Annotated in this window: 22 protein-coding genes and 1 other RNA gene; 10 read left to right on the top strand and 13 right to left on the bottom strand. The window is 51.6% G+C overall.

Annotated elements, in window-relative coordinates:
- The first annotated feature begins 103 nt into the window (after positions 1-103).
- Positions 104-2,149: an alkyl sulfatase dimerization domain-containing protein gene (locus tag PsAD13_RS21730; protein ID WP_063319455.1), complete on the top strand. Its 2,046-nt coding sequence runs from the start codon at positions 104-106 to the stop codon at positions 2,147-2,149.
- Between the two features lie 156 nt (positions 2,150-2,305).
- Here PsAD13_RS21730 and PsAD13_RS21735 read toward each other — a convergent pair whose 3' ends face one another.
- A complete protein-coding gene (locus tag PsAD13_RS21735; RefSeq protein WP_063319456.1) occupies positions 2,306-3,784 on the bottom strand; it encodes an SEL1-like repeat protein in 1,479 nt (492 codons plus the stop codon).
- Positions 3,785-4,085: 301 nt separating this feature from the next.
- Here PsAD13_RS21735 and PsAD13_RS21740 point away from each other — a divergent pair, with 301 nt between their 5' ends.
- The 3 genes from PsAD13_RS21740 to PsAD13_RS21750 all read left to right on the top strand — a co-directional run bounded on the left by PsAD13_RS21740 (position 4,086) and on the right by PsAD13_RS21750 (position 8,381).
- Positions 4,086-5,240 carry a GNAT family N-acetyltransferase gene (locus PsAD13_RS21740; RefSeq protein WP_208986865.1) on the top strand — a complete coding sequence of 385 codons (1,155 nt, stop codon included), beginning with the start codon at positions 4,086-4,088 and terminating at the stop codon, positions 5,238-5,240.
- 138 nt (positions 5,241-5,378) lie between these two features.
- Positions 5,379-6,293, top strand: a complete 915-nt coding sequence (locus tag PsAD13_RS21745; protein ID WP_063319457.1) for a PhzF family phenazine biosynthesis protein — start codon at positions 5,379-5,381, stop codon at positions 6,291-6,293.
- A 531-nt stretch (positions 6,294-6,824) separates the two neighbouring features.
- The gene (locus tag PsAD13_RS21750; RefSeq protein ID WP_063289910.1) at positions 6,825-8,381 is read left to right on the top strand and encodes a 2-isopropylmalate synthase; all 1,557 of its coding nucleotides are present in this window, start codon (positions 6,825-6,827) and stop codon (positions 8,379-8,381) included.
- Between the two features lie 60 nt (positions 8,382-8,441).
- Here the strand turns inward: PsAD13_RS21750 and PsAD13_RS21755 are convergent, their stop codons facing one another.
- Together PsAD13_RS21755 and miaA are read right to left on the bottom strand one after the other, a co-directional pair.
- Positions 8,442-8,978, bottom strand: coding sequence for a GNAT family N-acetyltransferase (locus PsAD13_RS21755; RefSeq protein ID WP_208980682.1), 537 nt, complete (start codon positions 8,976-8,978; stop codon positions 8,442-8,444).
- Positions 8,979-9,587: 609 nt separating this feature from the next.
- Positions 9,588-10,580 (bottom strand): tRNA (adenosine(37)-N6)-dimethylallyltransferase MiaA, encoded by a 993-nt coding sequence (gene miaA / locus PsAD13_RS21760; protein WP_343228961.1) that lies wholly within the window; start codon positions 10,578-10,580, stop codon positions 9,588-9,590.
- Here miaA and serB point away from each other — a divergent pair.
- Positions 10,564-11,457, top strand: a complete 894-nt coding sequence (serB, locus tag PsAD13_RS21765; RefSeq protein WP_063319458.1) for a phosphoserine phosphatase SerB — start codon at positions 10,564-10,566, stop codon at positions 11,455-11,457. The genes miaA and serB overlap by 17 nt on opposite strands.
- A gap of 72 nt (positions 11,458-11,529) precedes the next feature.
- Here serB and PsAD13_RS21770 read toward each other — a convergent pair whose 3' ends face one another.
- The 5 genes from PsAD13_RS21770 to PsAD13_RS21790 all read right to left on the bottom strand — a co-directional run bounded on the left by PsAD13_RS21770 (position 11,530) and on the right by PsAD13_RS21790 (position 16,242).
- Positions 11,530-13,014 (bottom strand): DegQ family serine endoprotease, encoded by a 1,485-nt coding sequence (locus tag PsAD13_RS21770; protein ID WP_063319459.1) that lies wholly within the window; start codon positions 13,012-13,014, stop codon positions 11,530-11,532.
- Positions 13,015-13,178: 164 nt separating this feature from the next.
- Positions 13,179-13,373: a DUF2065 domain-containing protein gene (locus PsAD13_RS21775; protein ID WP_063289914.1), complete on the bottom strand. Its 195-nt coding sequence runs from the start codon at positions 13,371-13,373 to the stop codon at positions 13,179-13,181.
- Positions 13,373-14,260: a protease modulator HflC gene (hflC, locus tag PsAD13_RS21780; protein WP_063319460.1), complete on the bottom strand. Its 888-nt coding sequence runs from the start codon at positions 14,258-14,260 to the stop codon at positions 13,373-13,375. The genes PsAD13_RS21775 and hflC overlap by 1 nt, the downstream gene beginning before the upstream one ends.
- The gene (gene hflK, locus PsAD13_RS21785; RefSeq protein ID WP_063319461.1) at positions 14,260-15,429 is read right to left on the bottom strand and encodes an FtsH protease activity modulator HflK; all 1,170 of its coding nucleotides are present in this window, start codon (positions 15,427-15,429) and stop codon (positions 14,260-14,262) included. Before hflK ends, hflC begins: the two co-directional genes overlap by 1 nt.
- 348 nt (positions 15,430-15,777) lie before the next feature.
- A complete protein-coding gene (locus tag PsAD13_RS21790; RefSeq protein WP_063289916.1) occupies positions 15,778-16,242 on the bottom strand; it encodes a GNAT family N-acetyltransferase in 465 nt (154 codons plus the stop codon).
- Positions 16,243-16,441: 199 nt separating this feature from the next.
- Between PsAD13_RS21790 and PsAD13_RS21795 the strand changes: the two genes are divergently transcribed.
- Positions 16,442-17,362, top strand: coding sequence for a phytanoyl-CoA dioxygenase family protein (locus tag PsAD13_RS21795; protein ID WP_208986866.1), 921 nt, complete (start codon positions 16,442-16,444; stop codon positions 17,360-17,362).
- Between the two features lie 9 nt (positions 17,363-17,371).
- Here the strand turns inward: PsAD13_RS21795 and PsAD13_RS21800 are convergent, their stop codons facing one another.
- The 4 genes from PsAD13_RS21800 to PsAD13_RS21815 form a co-directional block, all read right to left on the bottom strand.
- Complete coding sequence (locus PsAD13_RS21800) at positions 17,372-17,893, bottom strand: dihydrofolate reductase (RefSeq protein WP_057465752.1); 522 nt, start codon at positions 17,891-17,893, stop codon at positions 17,372-17,374.
- 89 nt (positions 17,894-17,982) lie between these two features.
- Positions 17,983-18,594: a histidine phosphatase family protein gene (locus tag PsAD13_RS21805; protein ID WP_063319462.1), complete on the bottom strand. Its 612-nt coding sequence runs from the start codon at positions 18,592-18,594 to the stop codon at positions 17,983-17,985.
- Positions 18,591-19,415 (bottom strand): manno-octulosonate cytidylyltransferase, encoded by an 825-nt coding sequence (locus PsAD13_RS21810; protein ID WP_063289919.1) that lies wholly within the window; start codon positions 19,413-19,415, stop codon positions 18,591-18,593. Before PsAD13_RS21810 ends, PsAD13_RS21805 begins: the two co-directional genes overlap by 4 nt.
- 29 nt (positions 19,416-19,444) lie before the next feature.
- Positions 19,445-20,239, bottom strand: coding sequence for a thymidylate synthase (locus tag PsAD13_RS21815; RefSeq protein ID WP_063289920.1), 795 nt, complete (start codon positions 20,237-20,239; stop codon positions 19,445-19,447).
- A 272-nt stretch (positions 20,240-20,511) separates the two neighbouring features.
- Here PsAD13_RS21815 and ssrA point away from each other — a divergent pair.
- The 4 genes from ssrA (at position 20,512) to PsAD13_RS21835 (ending at position 22,104) form a co-directional block, all read left to right on the top strand.
- Positions 20,512-20,867, top strand: a transfer-messenger RNA (tmRNA) gene (ssrA, locus tag PsAD13_RS21820).
- A gap of 127 nt (positions 20,868-20,994) precedes the next feature.
- Positions 20,995-21,606, top strand: coding sequence for a ClpXP protease specificity-enhancing factor SspB (locus PsAD13_RS21825; protein WP_063289921.1), 612 nt, complete (start codon positions 20,995-20,997; stop codon positions 21,604-21,606).
- 57 nt (positions 21,607-21,663) lie between these two features.
- Positions 21,664-21,873 (top strand): DUF4169 family protein, encoded by a 210-nt coding sequence (locus PsAD13_RS21830; RefSeq protein ID WP_063319616.1) that lies wholly within the window; start codon positions 21,664-21,666, stop codon positions 21,871-21,873.
- A 9-nt stretch (positions 21,874-21,882) separates the two neighbouring features.
- Positions 21,883-22,104 (top strand): ribbon-helix-helix domain-containing protein, encoded by a 222-nt coding sequence (locus PsAD13_RS21835; protein ID WP_063289922.1) that lies wholly within the window; start codon positions 21,883-21,885, stop codon positions 22,102-22,104.
- Here the strand turns inward: PsAD13_RS21835 and PsAD13_RS21840 are convergent.
- Positions 22,097-26,173 carry an AsmA-like C-terminal region-containing protein gene (locus tag PsAD13_RS21840; protein ID WP_063319463.1) on the bottom strand — a complete coding sequence of 1,359 codons (4,077 nt, stop codon included), beginning with the start codon at positions 26,171-26,173 and terminating at the stop codon, positions 22,097-22,099. The genes PsAD13_RS21835 and PsAD13_RS21840 overlap by 8 nt on opposite strands.
- Positions 26,174-26,192 lie beyond the last annotated feature (19 nt).

Here is a 26,192-nt window from a genome sequence, read left to right on the forward strand (position 1 = left end):
TTAGGCCTTCAGCAACCAAAAACCTCATTTCAAACAGTGGTTGAGCTGAGGCCTTAACCGCACGCCTATAAGGAGAAGGGCAACTCTACTCTGGAGGTCGGGAATGACGCTCAATAAAACCAAGAAATCCCTTGCCCGCCAAATTTTGTGCGCAACTGCCACCGTAAGCATTGCATGGTCTCTCTCGCTCACCGCGACCACCGCAGAGACCATCACCAAACCGGCGACACGCTTCACCGGAGATCTTTATGAAAACATCCTGAAGCAACTGCATTTTGCCGACGAGCAAGACTTCAAGGATGCGCAGGCAGGTTATCTCGCTCCACTGCCAGAAGGCGGTGTAGTCAAAAACGCCAAGGGCGATATCGTCTACGATCTCTCCAAGTTTGACTTCATCATGCAAGGCTCCATTGCCCCTGAAACGGTCAACCCAAGCCTCTGGCGTCAGTCCCAGCTCATTTTGCTGAGCGGCTTCTTTCAGGTGTCAGAACGTATCTTCCAGGTGCGCGCGGCAGACCTCTCCAACATCACCTTCATTGAAGGCGACGAAGGCATCATCATCGTAGATCCGCTGATCTCCGAGGAAACCGCCCGCTATGCACTGGAGCTCTATTATGCCCAGCGCGGCAAGAAGCCGGTCAAAGCCATCATCTACACCCACAGCCATGTAGACCACTTCGGCGGTGTCCGCGGCGTGGTGGATGAAGCCGATGTCGCCAACGGCAAAGTCAAAATCTATGCCCCCGAAGGCTTCATGGAACATGCCGTCTCAGAAAACGTAATGGCCGGCAACGCCATGAGCAGACGCGCCTCTTACATGTATGGCAACCTGCTACCGCACTCTCCGGAAGGACAGGTCGGCGCGGGCCTCGGTCCAACCACATCAAGCGGCACGGTCACGCTCATTCCGCCAACCGATATCATTAGGGACAACGGCGAAACCCATAAAATCGATGGCCTCACCTTCGATTTCTGGATGGCTCAGGATTCAGAGGCTCCCTCAGAGTTCTTCTTCTACATTCAGGAGTTCAAAGCTCTCTGCACCGCAGAAGATGCCACCCACACAATGCACAACACATACTCATTGCGTGGCGCGAAACTCAGAGATCCACTGGGTTGGTCCAAATACATCAACGAGGCCATCTACAAGTACGGTAAAGACGTTGAAGTCCTCTTCGCCCCACACCACTGGCATCTGTCTGGCAATGACACCATCGTGAAACACCTGCGCAACCAGCGCGATCTGTACCGCTACATCAACGATCAGCCATTGCGACTGGCCAACCATGGCTTCCGCATGACTGAGATTGCCGAGATGTTGGAAGTACCGGAAACATTGCAAAATGACTGGAGCACCCGCGGATACTACGGCTCGTTCAACCACAACGTAAAATCCACTTACGTGCGGTATCTGGGCTGGTTCAACGGCAATCCCGCCACACTGCATGAGTATCCAGAACGCCTGTCTGGCCCCAAATACGTCGAGTTCATGGGCGGCTCGGTGATCTTGCTCCAAAAAGCGCAGGAATCCTTTGACAAGGGTGATTACCGCTGGGTGGCAGAAGTGCTCAACCATCTGGTCTTTGCAGAACCAGACAATGAAGATGCCGCACAATTACAGGCAGACGCGTTAGAACAGCTCGGCTATCAGGCAGAATCCGGTCCATGGCGCAACTTCTACCTTTCCGGCGCCAAGGAACTCCGTTCCGGCATTCAGGAACTGCCTGCCGTTGATACGGCCAGCCCGGATATCATCCGCTCCATGGATGTGGATCTGCTCTTTGATTACGCGGCCATGCGTTTGAACAACACAAAGGCGGGCAATCAGCAAATCAAGCTGAACTGGATCTTCCCGGATACAGACCAGAAATATGCAATGGAACTGCAGAACGCAGCGCTCAGTCATATTGAAGGTTACCAGCTGGAGAATGCAGACGTCACGGTGACACTGGACAGAAGCACACTCGACAGCATCATGCTGGGCATGGAAACCTTTGATGAGGCCATCAAATCCGGCATGATCACAGTGGATGGAGAAGCCTCCAAACTGACCGATCTGCTGGCAATGCTGGACAGCTTTGATTTCTGGTTCAACATCGTGCGCCCCGTGCCGATGGACAAGGCCAACCAGAGTACACCAAGCAAATAACAGGCATGCATGAATGCCTGAAAGAGCCGGCTCAACACCGGCTCTTTTTGTATCTAGAGCGTGTTCCCGAAAAGTAGTTCCGGTTTTCGGATAAGAATACGCGCAAAATTAAAGAGTTAGAGCTTGGTGCGTGAATGCATATGAGCGCAACATGCTCTAATTGTTGCTCTGAGTTCTCAAACGCCATTCAAGCTGACGCAGTGCTCTCTCGGCTTCACGATATCCTTGGTCAGCAGCCATCTTGTAAAAGTCACGAGCCTTCACAAGATTACGGCCCAGACACCGCCCGCTTTCATGACAGTATCCAAGCAGATAAAACGCTTCCGGCACGCCCTTGGACGCGGCAAGCAGAAACATCCGCGCCGCCTCACCTGGGTTCGGCTCTTCATTGAAGCCCTGCAAATAGACTTTGCCCAGCAACACGTCTCCCACAGGCTCTCCTCTTTCAGAGGCCTGCTGAAACAGCTTCTTCGCCAGGTCCACATCCTGCCGCACACCGTGCCCATTCAGGTAGAGCAGCCCGGCATTGGTCAAAGCAAACGGAAAGCGCGCTGAGGACGCCGTATAAAACTCCAGCGCCAACTCATAGGACTGTGGTACACCCCGCCCGTTCTCATAAAGCACACCCAGATCATTCAGCGCTTGCGCATTGCCCTGCTTGGCCGATGCTTTGTAAAGCCGGATCGCCTTTTGCAGGTTCGGTTCTGTTCCCTGCCCCAACAGATAGAACCGCCCCAGAGCAAATTGAGACCGTGCCAGCCCACGCCGCGCGGCCCGCTCATAGTGAAAGAAAGCCAGCTCCAGATCACGATCAACCCCGACACCATCTTCATAAAGCGTACCGAGATAATGGTTACCCAGCAAATGACCTTCATTGGCCGCAACGCGGTAATGCCGGATAGCAGCAGCAAGGTCCGCCTCGCCGCCATCCCCATTCTCCAGCAGCTCACCAAGTGGCACATGCGCGTCTATGGAGCCCAGGGAAATAGCTTTGTGATAAAGCATACGAGAACGCGAGGTATCCCGCTCAACGCCAACGCCATCACGATACAGGCCAGCAAGGTTTTCAATGCCCTGCATCAACCCCGCCATGGCAGCACCTTTCACCCAATAAAAGGCCAGCTTCGGATTCCGCGCCACACCGATGCCATGCAGATAGAGAAGGCCGAGATTGTTCTGTGCCCAGGCATCCCCCCAGTCTGCGGCAATCTGGTAAAGCTCACGTGCTTTCTCCGCATCAGGCGCACCATGCTTGCCCTGCCGGTAGATTTCACCCAGATTGTTGTAGGCAGCCGCAAGCCCCATCTCACCAGCTTTTTCATAAAGCTCCATGGCAACGGGCAGATCCCGCGGCACGCCGTGCCCCATCTCATGCGCCACGGCCAGCCCGAAGACGGCCTCCGCATTTCCCGCAAGCGCTTCTGCATTCAGGGAGGTTATCACCGCACTCTTGGATATCTCCGCCCGCGTGGAACGGTGGATCTTTCCTGCCCGGTTATGAAGAAGCGTCAGCCCGCCAACACCCTTGGACAGCAGAAGTTCCTTTTCACTCCCACTTGCTTGCCAACTCACGGCATGAGCGGGCAGGCCATTGGCAACCGCAAGCAAGCAAAGGAGTGGCAAAAAAATGCGCATGAGTACCTTCTCAACTGTGATTGTCACGGGTCAGAAAGAGCGCCATGCGAGAGGGCAAACACGTCATGCTTGCCCAGAAAGCTCTTGTCAGCCTACGAACCTCATGCAAATAGTTAATCGTTAATCTTTTCGGGTTGGATATCCTTCAAATCACATTGGTCACTTGAAACCATTTCCTCTTTTGGGCCACTATTGGCTGGTTGTTTCAACTAGACCGAAAAGAAGACTGGCAAATCTTTGGCCTCAACTTCCTCGGGCTTAAGCACAAACGGTGCTGGTTGAATTTGGAGAATTAAGAAGAATGCATTGCCAGATGCGGCTCGCCGCAAAAAGCCAAGCCATTGCCCTTACAGATATTATGCACGCTGCTAAAGGTCACTGGGGATACGATCCGCAGGACATGCAGGAGTTTCGGGACCATTGGAAAATCACCCCGGAAATGATCGAGGCAGATCCAATCCTTGTCATCACCGATCACGAACGACCACTTGGTTTTGCGCGCATCACCAGGGAAAATGCAGAAACCGCTCTGCTGGATTGTCTGTTTGTGTTGCCCGAAGCACACGGCAAAGGCCACGGAGCCTGGTTGTTGGAAGGGGCTGAAGAAGCAGCCAAACGCATGCAATGCACCCGCATGCGCCTTGAATCAGATGCAAACGCAGCTCCCTTTTATCAGCACCACGGCTATCACAGCACAAGCAACAGACCGAGTGCTTTCAAAGGGGCTGGCCCGATCGAACACATGCAAAAAGATCTCACCCCGCAAATCCATGAGATCGCAGATGTCAGTTTGAACCTTAACACCTCCGATTGCTGGGATTTCGCCACCAATAACAGTGAGGCTATCAAGGAAAACTGGCAGACATTGATTTCCGATAACCCGGATCTTTGGGATGGTAAGGTTCTGTCATTGTACCAATACTCCTTGGACCAGAAGCAATTTTCCGGTGATCTGGTAGAAATCAACTACTCCGAGTTCCTCGCATGGCGCGACTGGGGCTTTCCTGACAGAAGCGCCAAAAACCTGTTTGGCTGCGCAGTCCTCCGTTCCAGTCAGGGCCATCTCGTATTTGGCAAAATGGCAGGAAACACGGCAACCGCCGGTCAGGTCTATCCACCCGGTGGCAATCTTGATCTCAACGATATCACGCCCTCCGGAATGGTGGATATCTTCGGCTCCATCGCCCGCGAGCTGGAAGAAGAAACAGGCCTCACATTGGATCAGGGAGAGTTGGGGGACGTCTTCGCAATCGAAGATGGGCCACGCCTCGCAATCGCGCGTATTTTAACATTGCAACTCACCTCAGACGAAATCCTTTCAAAAATTGCACATTTCAACGCAAACCAGAAAAACCCTGAGTTGGAAGAAGCAGTTATCGTAAAATCCCTTGCGGATCTTAAGGACTACAGCGTCCCCCCATATGCCTTGGCGCTCACCGCACATCTGTTAAATTAACGAGCTATCTTCATTTGCAGACTTGTATTTGGCGTCAAAACAATCTTGAGTGGCGCTCAAGCAAATCTTTTTCGTAAGTTGAGCCCGTGATGCAAGACCACGAGCTCAACACCAAACTGAGATAATTGGACTTTTAAAATGGCCAGACCTTATGCCCTGCTAGACGTTTTCACTGATAAAGCGCTGGCAGGTAATCCGCTTGCAGTTGTGCTGGATGCAAAGGGATTGTCAGACGCTCAGATGCAGCAGATCGCCTGCGAATTTAACCTTTCCGAGACCGTCTTCGTTCTGCCACCAGACAATATCGCTCATAACGCCTCCATCCGCATCTTCACCCCGTCCATGGAACTGCCATTTGCAGGCCACCCAACCGTGGGCACCGCCGTTTTGATGGCCGAAAATCGCTTCGGCGCGCCGGATAACGATATGGATGCATTGGTGCTGCTGGAAGAAAAAGTCGGGTTGGTACGCTGTGCTGTCGCCCTGCAAAAAGGCAAGGCCACCTCCGCTGAGTTTGATGTACCAAGACTGCCGAAGCCAGCTCAGGAGCTTGGCGAAAAAGATGTGATTGCTGCAGCTCTGTCTCTGGAACCAAATGAAATCACATTCGAAAACCACAAGCCCAAAGCTTGGGAAGCCGGCCTGCCATTTGCGTTTGTCCCGGTTGCAGATATGGACGCCATCAACCGCATCCAACCAGTTCATAAATACTGGGAAGAAGCATTCGGCACCATCGCGCACAACAACGCCTTTGCATACTGCCGCCAGACCATCCATGTAGACAGCGCATTCCACGCTCGCATGGTCTATCTGGAAAACGGCCTGCCACGCGAAGATGCAGCAACAGGCTCAGCAGTCGCCGCCTTTGCAGGGTCCATTGCAGAGTTCGACCAGCCATTGGACGGCACACACAAATATCTCATTGAGCAAGGCTTCAAGATGGGACGCCCCTCCTCCATCTCACTAGAAATGGAGATGCGGTCTGGCGCCATTCACGCCCATCGCATTGGCGGGCAGGCAGTTATCCTCGCCCGCGGCGAACTGCTCCTCTGAGCGAGAACACTGGAGGAGAGCACTTTTCCTCCTCCACTTCTCCCGCATATTGGGACTGCTCTGTGAGCCAATTGAGATTATCTCAGCGTGAGCTGCATATACTTTTGAGTAATCAGAGCCCTGTTTTGAGTAAAATTCTTGCGTTTAATCCGCATATCCGCTAGGAAAATTACAGATTAGGCAAAAACGAGACTTACTCGGTAACGCTACAAGAAGATTTGGCTTGTAACTTCAAACAAGTATCCGACACGTAAGTAGTTGGAAAACTTTGATTCCAAGCCATAGCGACGAAAAGGCAGCTGACAGATAATGATCGCGAACCGCGACAATCTGAATGAAAACAGCACCATGCGCCAGCATGGCGGCCTCTTCCTACGCGCGCTCCTTCTACTTAGATGCCCCTAGGCGTCGGCGGCCCCGTATCTGGGCGGGCACTTAGGGGATCACTCTTAAATATCTGAGAATGAAGAAAAATCCCCAGGCGCTATTCAGGACACACAAGGTGTCGGGGCAAAGTTGAAGGCATCACCAATGACCGCATCCGCTAAAGACCAAGTAGTTATTTTCGACACCACTCTGCGCGACGGAGAACAATCTCCCGGCGCGTCCATGACCTTGGAAGAAAAACTGCAAGTCGCTGAATTACTTGACACAATGGGCGTTAACATCATTGAAGCAGGCTTTCCAATTGCCTCTCAGGGTGACTTTGAAGCGGTCAGCGAAATCGCCAAACGCTCAAAAAACTCCGTAATCGCAGGCCTGGCCCGTGCAATCCCAGCGGATATTGACCGCGCTGGCGAAGCAATTAAGCAGGCAAATCAAGGCCGTATCCATACATTCGTCTCCACCTCTCCAATCCATCTGCAATTCCAGATGAACAAAACAGAAGAGCAGGTTCTGGAGATCATCACCAAAACGGTGAAACAGGCACGCAACCTGATCGATGACATCGAGTGGTCCGCAATGGACGCCACCCGAACATCCATCGAGTACCTGAGCCGCTGTGTTGAAGCCGCCATCAACGCTGGTGCAACAACCATCAACCTGCCGGATACCGTTGGTTACGCAACGCCTGCTGAGTATCAAGCCATGTTCGAGCAGGTCATTGCGAATGTACCGAACTCTGATAAGGCAATATTCTCAGCGCATTGTCACAACGACTTGGGCTTGGCTGCAGCAAACTCTCTGGCTGGTGTCGCAGGCGGTGCACGTCAGATCGAGTGTACCATCAACGGTCTGGGCGAGCGCGCTGGCAACGCCGCGCTGGAAGAAATCGTCATGGCCCTGCGCACACGTGGCGACGTACTGCCATATGAATGCACCATCGATCCAGCCTATCTGACCCGCGCATCTAAGCTAGTCTCTGCAGTGTCCTCCTTCCCCGTCCAGTACAACAAAGCAATCGTCGGTAAAAACGCATTTGCCCACGAAAGCGGTATTCACCAGGATGGCATGCTGAAGCACGCAGAAACTTACGAAATCATGCGTCCGGAAGATGTTGGAGTTCGTGCGACCTCTTTGGTTATGGGCAAGCACTCTGGCCGTCATGCCTTCAAAGACAAGCTGTCTGAGCTGGGTTATGAGTTGGGCGACAACGCTTTGCAGGAAGCCTTCCGCCGCTTTAAGGACTTGGCAGATCGCAAGAAAAACGTTTACGACGAAGACATTGAAGCGCTGGTGGAAGACCAGATCACAATTGAAAGCGAGAACGTCAAGGTTATCGCTCTGACAGTGATTGCTGGTACTGGTGGACCTCAAAAAGCCATCTTGACCATGGACGTCAACGGCAAGCACGAAACCCGTGAAGCCACAGGCGACGGCCCGGTTGATGCAACCTTCAACGCGATTAAGGCGATTTGGCCGCATGACGCAAACATGTCCCTCTATCAGGTACATGCAGTGACAGAAGGCACCGATGCTCAGGCTGAAGTTTCCGTTCGTCTGGAAGACAATGGCAAGATCGCAACCGGCAAAGGTGCTGACACAGATACTCTGGTCGCCTCTGCCCGCGCCTACGTCTCTGCACTGAACAAACTGACAATCCGCCGTCAGCGTCAGGTCAACGTGGAAGACGCGATCACCGTTTAAGTCATTCAATTTTCATGGAAAGAGCGCGGGTCGAAAGCCCCGCGCTTTTTTTGTGCCAGTTCAGGCTGGAACAGCAAGCTTCTGACAGCTTGGGCTAAGCACCTGATAAAATTCGCAGGGCAACCCATCAACCAGACGCGTCTCACGAAACTCAAAACCTGCACGCTTCATGACTTTCTTGGAAGCATGATTTTCTGGATGAGCGAAGGCTAAAAGGTGAGAATAATAAGTGTTCTCGAAGAACCACTCCACCAGCGCCTGTGCAATCTCACTGCCAAAACGTTTGTTCCAGAAGTGCTCTAACAAAGTGTAGTCCATCTCGACTTCGGCGGTTTTCTCGTAAAGAGAGAAACCAGCACGGCCAACGAACTCACCCTCATGCGTCGACAGATGCCATTGACTGAAACCCATCAGTTCCTGAGTCTCAATAAAGCTTGCCAACCGTTTTTTCACGATCGAAACATCCCAGGCCACATTAGTGGGCTGTAAGTAACGATTGACCTCTGGATTGCTATGAAGGCTTACAAGATCTGCCAGATCATCAGAGGTAAAAGGTCGTGCCCGCAGCCGTTTCGTTTCCAGGATTGGGAGTGTCACGCTTGCTTCCTCCATTATAATCACACGCCAGCCAGCCAGAAAAACCAGCCACGTAAGACCAACAGCCTCAGGTCACATCTGGAGAGTTCTCCCACAGATTACAACCGCCTTAATGCATGCAATATGCTTTTAAATACCATCAAAATTCAAAGCCGAATGCTTGATGGCACTTCATTATGTCTAAAAAGCGTCAGAAGTCCTGCTACATGCAATCCTTTGAAATTCAGTAGGATTTTCTCGAAGAAAGTATGCAGATAACATTTAATAAGGCAAAATTACGATCTTTAGATACCACAGATTTGCCGGATAACGCCAATTATGCGAGTCGCACAATGACTTAAGGTAAACCTAGTCTTATACAACTCATCACAATCACTTAAAATTAGTACTGGTCGGTGGAGTATACTCACACCGACCAGAGCTCTAAGGAGCCTCAGCTCCGCCGCAAATTAAATTTCTCGGAATATAGTATGGCTTGTTTGGCGGCCTCTGCCAAACGTGCGCCTCTCTTTAAAGAAACCGTAGAAAGATGTCACTCAGAAATTCATCCGTAAAACTATCTATCTGCCAATTTTAACAGGGATTTTCGCCAATCAATAAAAGCCAGCATTAAGATCCATGGGAGAATGCAGTCTTCACAGTTTCAACAAAAGCTTCAGTTTCGCTGGTCTTGAGCGGGTCAATATTCTGCCAGGTCGAAAGTTGTCCCCTGAAGAACGTGGATTGTCGCTTTGCATAGCGGCGTGTTTCAGTCTTAGCTTTCTCAACTGCGCAGTCCATGCTGGTGAGCCCCTGAGCGGCTTCAGCAAGCTGCTTCACGCCAATCGCCTTCATCACTTGCAGGTTTGGATCAAGGCCCTTGGCCCAAAGCGCGCACGCTTCCTCAACCGCTCCCTGCTCCACCATCAAATCAAACCGGCGATGAATCCGATCATGCAGAACTTTGCGATCTGGCGACAACACCACTCTCACAGATTCATCGGTACTCAGCAAAGGAGTGCTACGCTCATTCTGCCAGACTGATAGAGACTTACCCGTCCCCTCAACAACCTCCAGAGCGCGTACAATGCGCTGCGTGTCTGATGGATGCAAACGATCAGACATAATCTGATCCCGCTCTCCCAGAGCGTTATGTAGCACCCCAGCAGCTGCATCCTGTGAGAACACCCTCCAATGCTGTCGCACATCCTCAGGAATGTCGGGCATCAGGGATAGTCCCTCCAGCGCGGACCTGAAGTAAAGACCAGTCCCACCAACAACAACCAGCGGGCGCCCTGATTGTCGGGCATCCGACAACAGTTCTTCAAACTCCGTCAGCCAGTTCATCACGCTGTAAGGTTGGTCACTGGGCACATGGCCGAACAGGTGGTGCGGTGCCTGCGATTCTTCTTCCACGCTTGGACGCGCGCTCAAAATGTGCAGATCAGAATAGATTTGCATGGAATCTGCATTAACAACCCACGCATTAAGCTCTTTTGCCAGTTGAATGGAAAGAGCTGTCTTGCCGCTGGCCGTCGGTCCGGCTATCAACACCGCAACAGGCCTTTTACCAGCGCCATTCACTTGCCCAGTCCGAGAGCTGCTTATGTCGTTTGTTGTCACGCTCATTTCCAATCCAGCCAAACCTGCTGTCACTGAGGATATCGTTGAGAAGGTCAGTGCCCTTCTTCCCGCGGCTCCTCAGGTTAAGGTTCTCAACCCTCACATCGCTGTAGACCTGACAATTGAGGGTCACGCAGAACCTGAAGAACTCGAAAGCTCTATTCGCACAAACCTTGCAAATGCACCAGTTGATGTTTTCATTCAACCCCAGAATGGCCGTAGAAAGAAACTCCTGATCGCAGATATGGATTCCACCATGATCCAGCAGGAGTGCATTGATGAGCTTGCAGCGGAACTGGGATTGAAAGAGAAAATCTCCGAGATCACCGAGAGCGCCATGCGCGGCGAAATTGAGTTTGAACCTGCTCTGCGACAGCGCGTTGCCCTGCTTAAAGGCCTGGGCACAGAAGTCATCGGCAAGACTATCAAAAACCGCATTACGTTGACACCTGGCGGACAAGAACTCGTGCAGACCATGAAAGCCAATGGCGGGTATGCCGCACTGGTATCTGGTGGTTTTACCTCGTTCACGCAGAAGATTGCCGAAGTCATCGGCTTCGATGAAAACAGGGCCAATATCCTTCTGGAAGCGGAATCCAAGCTCTCAGGTGAAGTTGCTGAACCGATCCTTGGCAAACAGGCGAAACTAGACCGCCTCAACAAGCTTACTGAGGAGAAGAACATCGCACTGGAAGACGTCATCGCAGTGGGTGATGGCGCCAATGATCTGGCCATGATCTGCGCTGCTGGTCTGGGCGTTGCCTTCCACGCAAAGCCCAAAGTGGCCGCGGAAGCTCGCGCTAAGATCAACTACGGCGACCTGACGGCCCTGCTCTACATTCAAGGTTACAGCCACGACGAATTTGCAAAGACCTAAGTTTCCTTGCCTTCAAATAAAAAAGCCGCCTCCAATCTGGAAGCGGCTTTTTTCATGTCTGATAAAAACGGACTAGTCTTCGATACGAACTGCAACAAACCGCAGTTCCCCAGAACCGTTGGAAAGCAACAGCAACGCAGAGCGACGTTTATCAGCCTTAAGAGCTTCAATCATATCAACCACGTCTTTTGGCGCGGCAACAGGCTCCTGAGCCACCTCAACAATCACATCACCAGCGCGAACCCGTTTGTCTTCAGCAGAACTGCCTTCAGCAACGCGGGTAATCACAACGCCTTCGATTTCGTCTGACAGGGCAAAACGTTCACGCAAAGGTTCATCGATTTTGGCCAGAGACAATCCAAGCACAACGGTTTCATCCGCTTTGCTCTTTGGACTTTCCTGCTCTTCCTCAACCTTTTCAATTTCAGCCACCTCATCAAGACGTCCGAGCGTGACTTCAAGCTCGACTTCTTCACCACGGCGCAAAACCATGAGCGGAACAGTACTGCCAATCGTTGTCGTAGCAACCATGCGCGGCAGATCGCGCATTTCAGGAACACTCCGACCATCAAAGCTCAGCACAACATCACCTGGCATGATGTCAGCTTCCTGTGCAGGTCCACCCTCAGTTACACCAGCAATCAAAGCACCACGCGCACTTTCCATACCGAGACTCTCAGCGATCTCTTCAGTGACATGCTGAATACGCACACCAAGCCAGCCGCGACGGGTTTCACCAAACTCACGTAGCTGCGCAATCACACGGGTTGCAGTCTCTGCCGGAATGGCAAAGCCAATGCCGATAGATCCACCAGAAGGCGAGAAAATAACAGTATTGATCCCGACAACTTCGCCATCCATGTTGAACAGTGGTCCACCCGAGTTGCCTCGGTTGATGGCAGCATCAGTCTGAATAAAATTGTCATAAGGACCGGAGTTGATATCGCGGTTCCGTGCAGAAACGATACCCGCTGTAACTGTACCACCAAGACCGAACGGGTTACCGATCGCCATCACCCAGTCACCAACACGCAGCACTTCAGAGCTACCAAACTTCACAGAGTCCAAGGTCGACTGAGGCTCAACCTTCAAAACAGCAAGGTCCGTCTTCTCGTCAGAACCAAGCAACTGTGCTGACAGTTTGGTCCCGTCATTAAAGTTAACGGTAATCTCATCCGCACCTTCAATCACATGGTTGTTGGTAACGATAATGCCTTTTTCACCGTCAATGACAAAACCTGAACCAAGCGATTGAACACGCTGCGGGCTTTCACCCTCAGGTTCCTGCCCATTGAAAAATTCTTCGAAAAATTCCTGAAAAGGAGAACCCTCGGGGACATCCGGCAGTTGAAGAGATCGCTTGGCTTTCACTCTTTGCGCAGTAGAAATGTTGACCACAGCATCACCAAGCTCTTCAGCAAGGTCTGCCAGAGATTCTGGGCCGCTTGCACGAGCACTATCGAAGCTGCCGGCCACTGCTGCAGTTCCAAGTATACATGCAAAAACAATTGCCTTGATTGATCGTCCAAGCTCAAGGCGAGGGAAAACACCGGCCATAAGCCATCTCCTCAAATTATCAGGTGAACGCAAACACTTCACCAGAACGCATACTGAAAACAAATATGCCCGCGCTTGGTTAATAAAGCGCGGGCAAAACTAACATTTATTTCTTAACTGCGTCAGGCTGATTTCTCGCAGTTGTATCATTGGCAAATCTGCGTCTAGCCACTGAGGGAACGCACCAACCAAACAATCAACACACCCAGCCCCATCGCAGCAACACCACCAAGGCGGAGAGACTGATCAGGAATATCCTGAGCTTTCCGCATGAATTCCTTCAAATGGCCTGGGGCTAGAGCATAAACAACTCCCTCAACAACGAGGACAAGTCCCAGAGCCACAATAAAATCATTCATTACTGTGGTGCACCAACCGCCGGAGCACTCCGCGTTCCACTTGGATCATTGAAGTAGCGGAAGAAGTCTGAGTCAGGAGACAGCACCAGAGACGTATCGCCACCTTCCAGAGCATTGGTATATGCCTGCATGGAACGATAGAACTGGAAGAAGCTTGGGTCTTTGCCATAAGCCTCTGCGAAGATTTGGTTGGCAGCCGCATCACCATCACCACGGATGATATCAGCATCACGCTGTGCTTCAGCAACAAGAACGGTTGCATCGCGATCAGCACGAGACTTAATACGACGAGACTGTTCTTCACCCTGTGCGCGGATTTCAGTCGCTTCACGCTGACGCTCAGTCTGCATACGACGGAAAATCGCCTGAGAGTTCGCCTCTGGCAGATCAGCACGACGGATCTTCACGTCAATCACATCAATACCGATCGCAGCAGCGCTCTTGTCCACGTCCTGACGGATCTTTTCCATCAGATCGGAACGATCATCACGCACCACTTGCACGAAGGTTGCTTTTGCCAGTTCAGAACGTAGAGAAGACTGCAGGAACGTCGCAAGACGACGTGCACCTTCATTTACGTTGTTCACAGACTGGTAGAAGCGCACTGGATTGGTGATGCGGTAACGAGCAAACGCATCAACAGTCAGACGTTTCTTATCAGCAACGATTGCTTCCAGAGGAGGCATGTTGAGATCAAGGATGCGTTTATCAAGAACGATAACGTTCTGCCAAGGCAACTTGAATTTCAAACCTGGCTCAGTTTCCTGTGTTTTCACCTCACCAAACTGCAGAACAAGAGCCTGCTCAGTTGGGGTAATGATGTAAGCCGACCAATAAAGAACCAGAGCGACAGCAGCTATAACAATGCCAAGAAGACCGCTTTTCATTAGTTGTTTCCTCCAGCACGTTTGTTCAGCTGGTCAAGCGGCAGATAAGGCACAACACCATTTTGCTGACCATTTCCATCGATGATAATTTTCGGATTTTTACTCAAGACATTTTCCATAGTCTCAAGGTAGAGGCGTTGGCGAATAATATCAGGAGACTTCGCATACTCCTCATAAATCTTGCTGAATCGCTGTGCCTGACCATTTGCATTTGCAATGGTCTTGTCACGATACGCCTGAGCAGCTTCGGAAACACGAGCGGCATTACCGCGAGCTTCAGGAACGATCTTGTTAGCGTAAGCTTGTGCTTCGTTCTGGATACGCTCTTGGTCAGCACGAGCTGCCTGAACATCACGGAACGCTTCGATAACCTGCGCAGGAGGGTCAACCTTCTGCATCTGAACCTGAGTGACTTCGATACCAGCTTTGTAGTTATCGAGAGTTTCCTGCATCAGTTTTTGCACCGCGATCTGAATTGGGGCACGGTTTTCAGTCAGAATTGAATCAATGCGAGAGCTGCCAACAACTTCACGCATCGCACTTTCAGCAACAGCTTTCACAGTGCCTTCAGGGTTTTGAATGTTGAACAGGAATTCCTGAACACCAGTAGGAGTATTCTGAATGCGCCACTGAACCTTGAAATCTACGTCAACGATGTTTTCATCGCCGGTCAACATCAGGCTCTCTTCAGGCACATCACGCTGGTTGATGGAGCTGCCTCGAACAAACTCTTCCATACCAACAGTCAATTCGCGAACACGCAGCACTTCTGGAGTGCGCACTTCGCCAACTGGATATGGCCAGTTGTAGTTCAGACCTGGATCAGTTTGTCCAACGACCTTACCAAATACCAGTTCCACACCAACTTCACTTGGTTCGACGCGGTAGATACCGGTAGCAAGCCAGATAACAACGGCAACGAGAATAGCGAATAAGATGCCTTTAAAGCCAAGGCCGCCACCATCACCAGGTAGAACGGATTTCAGCTGATCCTGACCACGTTTGAGGATTTCCTCAAAATCAGGTGGATTACCGCCGCCACCGTTTCCGCCGCCACGCTGTGGGCCACCGCCGCCACCCCAAGGGCCACCACCGCCCTTGTTGCCGCCGGAGTTCCCCCAAGTGCCGCCGTCATTGCCGCCACCTCCGCTTTGATTGCTCCAAGGCATAGAGAGATCCCTTTACTAGGTATGTTGCCGGACAAACCGACAAATAGATGAGAGTTAGACTAAGCCAACTATTACTTGATTAGGGTTATAGGCAAGTTACCAGCGCCTTTCAACGAATGCAGATACGCCAAAAGGCTGCACTTTATGGAAAAACACCAAAACCCCACAGAAACCAGACATTATTCAAGAAGATAAGCCTTCTTTCGCACGTTTCAACCGACGTACAAGAGCCTATCTGTAAATTTCAGCTGTAAGAATTAGAGGCACAATCAGGCAAATTCTTGCTGTTTTGCTCAACAAAACGTAAACCAAGCCAACACACAGCGGAAACGTGCAGAGTTTCAAGCCTCAGCTTTCAGGCGGCACCCTTAAACGCATGTCAATGTGCGGAATACCATCGTCCAGATAAGTCTCCGAAGTGGCGTAGAAGCCAAGCCCGCCATAGAAGTCCTTCAGATAGTCCTGTGCCTGCAGTTCCACGCGCGCATCATCATTGGTCGCTGCACAATAAGAAAGCGCAGCATTCATCAACTTACCGGCAATACCCTGCCCACGCGCATCCTTTGAGACCAACACACGGCTAATCTTGAACACATCGCCATCGTCGTATTTCTGAAGGATTCGCAGCGCCCCAAGAATATGCCCGGCATCATTCATCACGAGAATGTGTTTACTGACAGGATCGAGCCCATCAATATCTGGATATGCGCACTGCTGTTCAACAATAAACACATCGCAACGTAACTTTAGCAAAGCATAGAGCTGTTCAACGTTGAACTCGTTGAAGTCTTTAAGCTCAAGAAACTGGGACATTCCACCTCAAAAATTCCGCGGCTCGCTCCCGAAAAGCAAGCCTCAAACCCTTATTTATCTTGGTGGTCAGCGTTCAAATTGCAAGCCAATTACTGCCAGAAACTAATCTTTAGGCAGATTTCACAAGCAGAAACAGAAGGAAAGACCCAAAGCACCGATCCCCTTAACCTCTCGTTAATGAAGAGCGGCGGGGATGCAAATGCGGGCAATAAAGCCAAAACACCTCATGAACAGCTTGCAGCGCAGGTTCCTGCCTTCGTCCTCCCATCAATCGGAGTGGGACGAAGAAACGATACCCAATTGGTTTCATAGCGAGCTGACCGATCTTCATAGCCAGAAGATCGAAAAGCAGGCGAAATTGTATTCAACCCTGCCACTCTCTTGCGCTCAGGCTTTGCAAACCCACGGCATCTGGATCAAACATGATGTGTTGCCGCGGGAGTTCTTTCGCAGGCTCAAGTTTGAAGCCTTTGACTATTTTGTCGGGCAGAGAGATCGGAATAAGCGGCTTCTCTCCAACTGGCATAACGCACAAAGCTTCACACTGCCGTTGAACTATACACACCTTCTCAGGCAACCCTTTTTGCAATCTGCCATCACAGACGAACTTATTCCACCGCCGCTACAGTTCGCAGCAGGCAGAAAAGCCAAGCCTGCGTACCATATCGAGGCAATGGCACAATGCACGCCGTCCTTCCGCTTTGAAACGGAAGGCAGCAACACACCACCTTTTGAAATTGAGCACGATGCATTCTCGCCCGGCGCAATTGCATTGCTTTTTCTGGAAAAAATCACACCAGAAGACGGCGCAATGTTTTACATCCCCGGCTCACATCGCATGACAGAACAGCGTATTTTCTGGGAGTACCAGCGCCATCTTGACTATACAGAGATGGAAGAAGAGGACGATGAGCCCATCACAGGGCTGAGTGATCTGCAAGAGCTGGATTTGCCACCTCTCCTACCTTTAAAGGTAGAGGCAAACACACTGCTGATTATGGACCGCTCAGGTTTCCATGGCCGTTTGCCAAGCACAAACAACGCGCACAACGCCCATACAGCTCACCGCCTTGCTTTGCGCGCAGACCTCACAACAAAGTCATCAACGCGCAACAACTAACAGGCTGCATCAAAGCTTGCGACGATAAATTTCCAGTGAGGAATCAGCAGAGTCCTTTTCCCCACGATCAAACGGCGTGCGCTCAGCAAGCTCCCATTCGCCCTCATAGATATCCGGGAATTTCGTGTCACCGTCTGGCTGCGCATGAATACGGGTAATGTAGAGAGTGGAAGCCTTTGGCATAGCTTCTTTATAGATCTGCCCCCCACCCACAATCATAATCTCATCGACGCCATCATTCTCAGCAATGTCATTTGCGAGCGTGAGTGCATCACCAAGACTGCTGACCACTTCAACACCTTCATAAGCGTAGTTCGGATCACGCGTGATGACGACATTTTTGCGGTTTGGAAGAGGCTTGCCAAGCGTCGTGCAAATACTCTCAAAGGTCCGCCGCCCCATGATCACGGGCTTACCTGTTGTCGTTTTGCGAAAGAACTTCAGATCGGTAGAAACAGACCATGGCATGTCATTGTTTGCGCCAATCACACCATTTTCAGCCACAGCTGAGATCATCGAAATTTGCTTCATCCTATCCTCAATCGGCAAGAGACAAGTCGTACTCAGTTGATGAGAGCATCAAGCTCCCATCTAAACCAGTTCAGGCAGCAGGAAAGAACCTACGGCCTCACATTCCAACTAAGCATTAACGGCAGGCCTTCGTCTGTAACATCGAACACACCATAGGCCGCTGTCTTCAGTTTCAAATCAGCACCAGCACCTTGATCAGCCAATGCTTTCAATGCAAAGCGTGCAATCCCGTTACTGGTCACCACAAGAAGGGTCTGACCTGGGAACTTCTTGGGAGCAGATGCAAAGAACTCCTGCCAGCGTCCAATCACAGCGTGCGGGTCAATGTGCCAGCCATTCGGCGGCACACCTTCTTCTTCCCATGCACGAAGAGCCTCATCACCAATCCGGGCCAGAACCTCTTCCTCAGGTTTATTTTCATCCGGGCCGTAATCGATCTCCACCAAAAACGGCAGAACCTTCAAATCAACCTCTTCAGCCTGCGTTTTCAGTGCAATCTGCGCTGTTTGCTTCGTTCTCTGCAGCGGAGAGCAAAACGCCATATCAAAGCTCACACCCAGATCGGCAAAGTGCTCAGAGAGCTTCTCAGCCTGACCCAGACCAGAAACACTGAGAGGCAAGTCTGTGCGGCCACCAACACGAGTGACAACATCACCCTTATCAAAAGTATTGCCGTGTCTAAGAATATAAACGCGCGTCAAAGGCCAGTCTCCAAATGATCAAACGGGTCGCCAAATTTAGCAATCAATTGTGCAGCAAGCTCCGCATCGCTTGGCGTATCCACACCAGACATGGAAAGTTTAGGCGGCTGCACTTCTTCCGCATGAACAACCATACCGTTTTCCAGAAAACGAAGCTGCTCAAGTCCTTCCATCTGCTCGTAGTACCCAAGCCCAAGCTCATTGAAGCGCTCAAGAGCATCAACACGGTAGCCATAAAGCCCGATATGGCGGAAGACAGGTGAAAGCTTGTCGCTCTCCCGCAGTTTCTCTTCTTTACGAATGGCCGGAAGAATATTCTTGGAGAACCACAGAGCCGTTCCATCATCCCTGCGCACACAAGTTGTGCCGGAAAACGGATGAGCCTTCTTGTGCTCACGGAGCTCGTCCAACCCGTTCCAGTCCAGCCGAATAACAGGCGTGAACACATCCGCATCAGGGCGCATTGCAGCAGCCTGGATCAACGCAGAAACATGCTCAGGCGGTGTAAACGGCGCATCACCCTGCAGGTTCAAAACGAACTCAGGATGCGTGCCATGCACTCTGGAGGCAGCAAGCGCCCGGTCCGTACCCGATGGATGCTCCGGATCAGTCATCACGAAGGGCGCACCGATATGGCGGCAATGCTCAGCAACCTCTTCATGGTCCACCGCGACCACATAGTCAGAACCAGTTTGTTTCGCAGCAACACGAGCAACTTGTACAACACGCTCCAGCAAGCTGCGGCCACTGATTGGGTGCAGCGGCTTGCGCGGGAAACGGGTTGATCCAATACGCGCCGGAACGCAAATAAGGGTTCGCATGGGAACTCCTTTAAAAAAACCAAAGACAACTAGACCGCAACAACACCTTTGATGTGTGGATGCGGGTCATAACCTTCCAAAGCAAAATCCTCGTAGCAGAACCCGAAGATATCCTTCACTCCTGGATTGATATGCATAACAGGCAAGGCCCGCAGCTCTCTGGAAAGCTGAAGCTCAGCCTGCTCCATATGATTTGAGTAGAGATGCGCATCACCAAGCGTATGAACAAAATCACCAGCTTCCAGATCGCAAACCTGTGCAATCATCATGGTCAGCAATGCATAAGATGCGATGTTGAACGGAACACCCAGGAACACATCTGCAGAACGTTGGTAGAGCTGACAGGAAAGCTTGCCGTTTGCCACGTAAAACTGGAACAGCGAATGACAAGGCGGCAACGCCATATCGTCAACAAGCGCAGGGTTCCAGGCAGAAACGATCAACCGACGGCTATCCGGGTTCGTTTTGATCTGCTGCACCACATTGGCAATCTGGTCGATAGAGCCACCATCAGGCTTAGGCCAGGAGCGCCACTGATAACCATAGACTGGCCCCAGGTCGCCATTCTCATCTGCCCACTCATCCCAAATGCGCACCTTATTGTCTTTAAGGTACTTGATGTTGGTATCACCCGCCAAAAACCAGAGCAGCTCATAAATGATAGATCTCAGGTGCAATTTCTTGGTCGTAACAACCGGAAAGCCCTTGGACAGATCAAACCGCATCTGATGACCAAAGACAGACTTGGTGCCTGTACCAGTGCGATCTTCCTTGACCACACCTTCATCCATGATACGGCGCATCAGCTCTAGATATTGCTGCACTAAGGATCATCTCCTGTTTTACGATTCGAGTCGCGCACAGTATAGCCAATCTACCGAAAATCGCCTCTGTGCCATCTTGCATACGGGGTCTTACCCCAAGCTTCCGTCGATAAAAAGACCGGGAAAATAGCTTGAGTGCTTCCGCCTTAGGCAAATCCCAGCAAAAGCGTCATTTACAAATCTTCAACACCACCACTTGTTCAAATTGGCCTGTGAATATGCCGCTTTGTCAACAGGTTCTCTTAGCCCTGCGACAGTAACCGATAGTTTTTGCCCTTCCATTTGCCAGTGCGTGCACCTATATTCCCCCTGCCAGTTCGCTGGCTACGGCAATAAATTGCGAGCGCAATAAACCATTCGGACCCGGGGGCGGTACCCGGCGCCTCCACCAAAGCCCGTTGTACTCCAGCGGTCTTCGGGGGGGCGAAACAGGATCGACGAGGGCGTAAAGGCTTTGTTTTTGCTCGGCATGGTACCACCGTTATCGGACCAAAATGATAGTTGCAAATGACAACTACGCTATGGACAACGCTGTAGCTGCGTAATGCAGTTCCGGTAGTCCACTAAGTCCCGTTGGTTAGCACCTTCAGGCGGGGTTCGGAGGCACCTGGCAACAGAAGCCTCCACTTTAGTGTTAAAAGGCTCTTTCCTTATTCTATGCCTATTCAAGGTATAGAAATAAAAGACAGGCCTTTTTGTCGCCTCTACGCTATAGTTAGGCCGAATAAGAACGCAAAGGATGAGCGGTGCCGGACATGGCTGAAGATTTAATCCGCTATGACATCATCATTCAGGACGCGTTGAGAAACGCAGTCCGAAAGATATTGGTTGAGGTCAACCGGGCAGGACTTCCCGGAGAGCACCATTTTTACATTGCCTTTGAAACCACGGCCCCTGGCGTCAAGATTTCAAACCGCTTAAGGGAACGTTACCCGAAAGAAATGACGATCGTGCTGCAGCACCAGTTCTGGGACCTGCAGATCACTGAGCACGCTTTCGAGGTTGGTTTGTCCTTTGGTGGTGTTCCGGAGCATTTGTATGTTCCGTTCTCTGCAATCAAGGGTTTCTTCGACCCGTCTGTCCAGTTTGCTCTTGAGTTTGAGCCTGGCAAGACCGGTGAAGAACTGCCTGCGGAATTCCGCATTGCGGAACGTGATCTGGACTCTGTGGAAGAGTTCCATGCACGTCTGGAATCGGCTGTCGAACAGGACGAAAAAGAAGAAGCTAACGCAGCTGCTTCCGAAACAGAAGAGACAGCTTCAGACTCTGTGGAAGAAAAAGAGAAAACTGACTCTGACGAGACTTCCAAAGATGACAACGGAAGTGCGCAGGTTGTTTCTCTGGATGCTTTCCGCAAGAAGAGCTGATCCTTCCGATCAAGATAAGAGCGGTCGGCTCATCAACGTCATGTAATGGGTGATTGTATGAGCGCGACCGTTGTTAACCTGCGTCAGGCCCGCAAACAAAAGGCCAGAGACGTCAAAGCCCAGTCCGCTGCGGAAAACCGCCGGAAGTTCGGCCGTCCAAAAGCCGAAAAATCTCAGGAAAATGCAGAAGCAGACCTGCAGACAAAGCGCTTTGAAGGTCATAAGTTGACCTCCCTCTCCCCTTCATCACCAGCAGATAAAGAGTGAGGCATCCTTATGAGCCTCAAGAAACGCTCGATCACCCTACACGGACATAGAACCAGCATCACGCTGGAGCCGGAGTTCTGGTCTGGGCTGGAAGACTTTGCGCGAAGTCAGGGTAAAAACATTACCGCGACCATCGCCTCAATTGATGATGAGCGAAACCCGGAAAACAATCTCTCAAGCTGCATCCGCGTCGCCGTGCTCAAACACTTTCAGACCCAACTGGTCAGTTAACCTGCAGCAGGCGACCACCTGGCAGCTCAATGAACTTAGGCGCTCCCCGCTCATCAGTCTGCAAATCCGGTAGTGGTCCACGCAAAACCTGATTGTCATTGCCGGCCTCAAGCACACCAAGATTTTTCGGAGCACCTGACTGGATGATAGGCCCAAGCAGGTCAACCTCTCCCGCTGGCACCGTCGCCTCGTTCACGCCACCAATGGTCACCGGAGCTTCCAATGCAGGTAGACTGGATTTCGCGCGCGGTTTCGGTGGGTCAACGATTGCAACAGAGGGGCTAACGGGCTTTTTTGCAGTGGCGTCTCCGTCAAGAACTGACCGAATACGCGCACTAAAGTCCTGTACAGTGCTCTTGTTGCTCTCAGCATCGGCCTTAGCTTGCGCTTCAGCCGCAGCTTTGGCCTCCGCAGCAGCTTTCGCCTCTGCTGCTTTCTGAGCTTCCTCAGCCCGCTTCACAGCCTCAACAGCTTTCGCCTTGCGCGCTTCTTCCTCAGCAGCCAAGCGGGCGGCACGGGCTTTCGCCTCTTTGTCTGCCTGCGCCTGTTGCCTACGTTCAGCGGCGGTGGCAGCTTCAGCTTGCCGAGCCTTTTCCGTGTCCTCAGCAGCCTTCGCTTTTTGGGCGGCTTCCTCTTCCCGCTTTTTCTTCAGTTCATCAAGCATGCGCTCTTGCTCAGCAATCTTGCGCTGCTCTTCCTCAATGCGTTTCACATTCAGTTCAATCGCACGAAGATTGAGATAGGAGAGCAAAGGCCCAGTATCCAGCTTGCGCACTGGGTTTTCCAGCGGACCAGAATACAAGATAGCGACCTGAGGCTCAGCACCCGCAACCTTTTGCGCTTCATCACGGGTCTTCATGGAAACATCGCCCGTCAGCGCCCACTTCTCCAGATCAACAAGCGCAGAGCCAAACAGCGTGGTCCCGGCAGTATCAACGGAGATGTTACGCGCCCGGATCCGCCCACTGGCAATGCCCAGGGACCCGTCAACCCGGTTGAACGATATAGAGCCCGCATCCAGATGGTCCGCAAAGGTGTTTTGAATAGCAGCCTCATCCAGCTCAAGACCTGCATCCGCAGCCTTGATCACGAGGTCAAAGGCCGCTGGGTTGATCCGGCGAATTTCACCATCAGTAACGCTGAAAGTACCACCACCTGAAAGACCAGCCACAAGACCGGAGATTGTGCGTCCGCTTCCTTCAAACTCAGCAATCGCCTGCAGCTTACCTGTTGCTAAAGCGCGACCTTCATCAGTCCAGGCCAGCTCTTCAAAATCAACATCATCGAGCCGGAACCTGCCAGAAAGGCTCGCTTGTCCCTGATCCCGCCGCAAATCAAAGGCACCAGAGAACTCGCCTCCTGCAAACCGGCCAGACCCTTCATTGATAGACAGCTGATCCGAACGTAGCCGAAGCTGACCACTTGCAGCATCCAGTCGGAACTCATCACTGAACAAAGCGCGATCGCTCTTCACATCAAGGGTCAGATCCACACCATCAGCAAGACCTTGCCCCAGCGCCTGCGAAGACCAGACAGAATCTTCCTGAAGCACACCGACCCAAACATTGGCTCCCAGCAGCAGCTCACTCAAACTGCGCATATCAAGCTCAGACAGTTCCAGTTTTCCGGATGCTTCTAAAGGTCCACCTTTTTTCAAAGTACCTTCAAGATCACCAGACAGATCCATATTGGCCAGTTGGCCTTTCAGATCTGAGAGTTTGAAGTCCCGCCCGCGGCCTTCAAACTGACCACTCAGGTTCGCTTTAAGAGGACCGGAGTAAATTGGATAAATCTTGCCAAATGCCAGTCCATAGTCCGCCAGATCATCAGACTGCAACGCAACCTTGGCAGACCAGACAGCAGCAGACCGGTTCGGAACCCGCACGGTGCCATCGGAAAGGATCTTCAACCCAACAAGGTCACTTGAAAAACCAAAGGCCAGTTGATCGCGCGGGCTGCCAGACAAGGAAAGACGAACCTCTCCCGGTTGCAATTGCGTGATTGGGATAGCCTCAAACCCAAGCTGTCGAAGCACTTTGACGCCATCTTTGCCACCAAGCGTCATTTCCGCATAAAGGTCACCTTCTGCGAAATCATCAATGCGGCCTTCAAAGGTGCCATTCAAATCCAGATCGCTGACACCAACCTCACCAAAAAGGTTCAAAGACATATCCGTCCGCCCCTTCTCAGCATAGGCAGAAAGCTCAGCTTTCAGGCTGGCAGGTGCAAGATCCGGAGCAGCTGTTTTCAGGCGCTCAATCAACGGATGGTCAGGTGCATATTCTTCCAAAACAGCAACCGCTCCAGTCAGAGACGATGCTGTCAGCGTGCCTTTGATGTTCCCCTGCGGCGTCGTACTCAGGTCATCAATGCGGCCCTTCATATCAATGTACGCACCAGCAAAGTCGCGAATTTTCAACTGCTCAATGGAAAGCGTATCCCTACTCAGGCTCGCACTCACAGCCATGCTTTTCGCTTTGACACCACTGGCAACAAGCTCATCTGCGTAAAGCCGCATGGACATATCAACTGCGCTTGGCTTGATCTTTTTGCCTGTAAACGCTTCCACATAACGCTGGATCTCATCCAGATTGACGCGGTCACTATCCATATCAACGGTGATCAACGGGCTGCGATCAAGCGGATGTTCAAATGAAATCAAACCAACACTGCGCACATCTCCGGCATCAATCCGCAAATCAGGAAGTCGCAGAGCACCGGAACCAGCTTCAACACGGCCTCTCAACGCAACCGGAGACAGACGTTTGGAAGCATCCTTCCGCTCTCCCAACCACCAATGCGCCAGCTGATGTGGCTGACGGGAAGAAATCTCCCAGTCTCCCTGATAGCCAGCAGAGCCGCGCAGCTCCAAGTAACCACTGGTCTTGAAGAGGCTACGACCCGGCAACTCACCAGAGAGCTCATCAATCTTCCAGCCAGTGCCTGTCGATTCAAGCAATGCGCTCAGATTGGAAACAACAGAACCACCCGCCACCACAACAGGTACGGTCAGGTCCATATTGCCTTTCACATCCAGCAGGGGCAGAGACTGCAAGCCGCCAGCCAGTCGCGTCAAAACAGCATCAGTCGGAACCAGCGGACGCTGTGGCCCACCACCAATCATCCGGTCCAGATCAACCTGTTTAAACTGAGCAACGGCCTGAAATTCTGGCTCTGGACCAAAACGATAAATACCGCCACCTTCAGCGGTAATCGGACGATCTTCTGAGCCGAGACGCAAAGTGCTCTCAGTCAGTTCCAGCCGCTCACCGTCCAGATTAAACTTACTCTTCCCAGCCCATTCCAGCGCATCAGAGCCTTCACTGACAACAGATTGAACCTCGGCATCTCCGTAATAGGAGACCACACCGTTCTGGTGTGTCAGGAATCCATCAGTTGAAAATTGAGCCGCAACATTTGCAGGAGACACCTGCGTCTTAACCCGGATCTGACCATTGCGTTCAACACGGCCACTACCAATTTTCAGCGTGTAAGGCACACCTTCATAAAGCATCGCTCCTTCCGCTTTGAAAGGCCCCTGCAAACCGCCAGCATAAAGCTCAAGGTTCGCATTGCCTGCGCGGCGTACTTCTCCCGTCCGTGCATCAGTCAGTACGACAGAACCATTTTGAACGCTCACGCCTTCCAGAATAAGCGAGGTCGGGTCGATTTCAGAAATAACGGAACGGCGGGAATTGGTTTGCAAAACATCAAGACGGCCTTCCTCATCAAGAGAAAGGTTAAGTTCTGGCGCGTTGAGTTTCATCTCAGTGACGTGCACTTCTCCGCGCAAAAGCGAAGGCAACTCAATACGGCCTTCAAATCCTTTGATGGTCATCAGCGGATCTTCGACAGAACCAACACGAACGTCAGAGAGCTTCACGTAGGGAGCAGGTAGCAGCTGGACATCGGTCTCACCGAGGATCGTCACCTGATGCCCCAGAACTTTCTCACCATAGCTTTCAAACAGGGAACGATAAGCTGACCAATCGATGACCAAAGGGCCAACAAGCGCGATGACCAGCGCCAAGATCAAAGTCCCACCGACGGTGATGTAAACCGAATTCAACGTTAAGCTCCTTTACCCA

The organism is Pseudovibrio sp. Ad13, assembly GCF_001623225.1.
GTDB lineage: Bacteria > Pseudomonadota > Alphaproteobacteria > Rhizobiales > Stappiaceae > Pseudovibrio.

Coding starts and splice junctions, on each gene's coding strand:
- PsAD13_RS21750 (WP_063289910.1), top strand. CDS start 6,825: ATGACCGCATCCGCTAAAGACCAAGTAGTTATTTTCGACACCACTCTG.
- PsAD13_RS21775 (WP_063289914.1), bottom strand. CDS start 13,373: ATGAATGATTTTATTGTGGCTCTGGGACTTGTCCTCGTTGTTGAGGGA.
- serB (WP_063319458.1), top strand. CDS start 10,564: ATGTCGTTTGTTGTCACGCTCATTTCCAATCCAGCCAAACCTGCTGTC.
- hflC (WP_063319460.1), bottom strand. CDS start 14,260: ATGAAAAGCGGTCTTCTTGGCATTGTTATAGCTGCTGTCGCTCTGGTT.
- PsAD13_RS21740 (WP_208986865.1), top strand. CDS start 4,086: ATGCATTGCCAGATGCGGCTCGCCGCAAAAAGCCAAGCCATTGCCCTT.
- PsAD13_RS21735 (WP_063319456.1), bottom strand. CDS start 3,784: ATGCGCATTTTTTTGCCACTCCTTTGCTTGCTTGCGGTTGCCAATGGC.
- PsAD13_RS21830 (WP_063319616.1), top strand. CDS start 21,664: ATGAGCGCGACCGTTGTTAACCTGCGTCAGGCCCGCAAACAAAAGGCC.
- PsAD13_RS21795 (WP_208986866.1), top strand. CDS start 16,442: ATGCGGGCAATAAAGCCAAAACACCTCATGAACAGCTTGCAGCGCAGG.
- PsAD13_RS21835 (WP_063289922.1), top strand. CDS start 21,883: ATGAGCCTCAAGAAACGCTCGATCACCCTACACGGACATAGAACCAGC.
- PsAD13_RS21790 (WP_063289916.1), bottom strand. CDS start 16,242: ATGTCCCAGTTTCTTGAGCTTAAAGACTTCAACGAGTTCAACGTTGAA.
- PsAD13_RS21825 (WP_063289921.1), top strand. CDS start 20,995: ATGGCTGAAGATTTAATCCGCTATGACATCATCATTCAGGACGCGTTG.
- PsAD13_RS21730 (WP_063319455.1), top strand. CDS start 104: ATGACGCTCAATAAAACCAAGAAATCCCTTGCCCGCCAAATTTTGTGC.
- PsAD13_RS21800 (WP_057465752.1), bottom strand. CDS start 17,893: ATGAAGCAAATTTCGATGATCTCAGCTGTGGCTGAAAATGGTGTGATT.
- hflK (WP_063319461.1), bottom strand. CDS start 15,429: ATGCCTTGGAGCAATCAAAGCGGAGGTGGCGGCAATGACGGCGGCACT.
- PsAD13_RS21810 (WP_063289919.1), bottom strand. CDS start 19,415: ATGCGAACCCTTATTTGCGTTCCGGCGCGTATTGGATCAACCCGTTTC.
- PsAD13_RS21770 (WP_063319459.1), bottom strand. CDS start 13,014: ATGGCCGGTGTTTTCCCTCGCCTTGAGCTTGGACGATCAATCAAGGCA.
- PsAD13_RS21745 (WP_063319457.1), top strand. CDS start 5,379: ATGGCCAGACCTTATGCCCTGCTAGACGTTTTCACTGATAAAGCGCTG.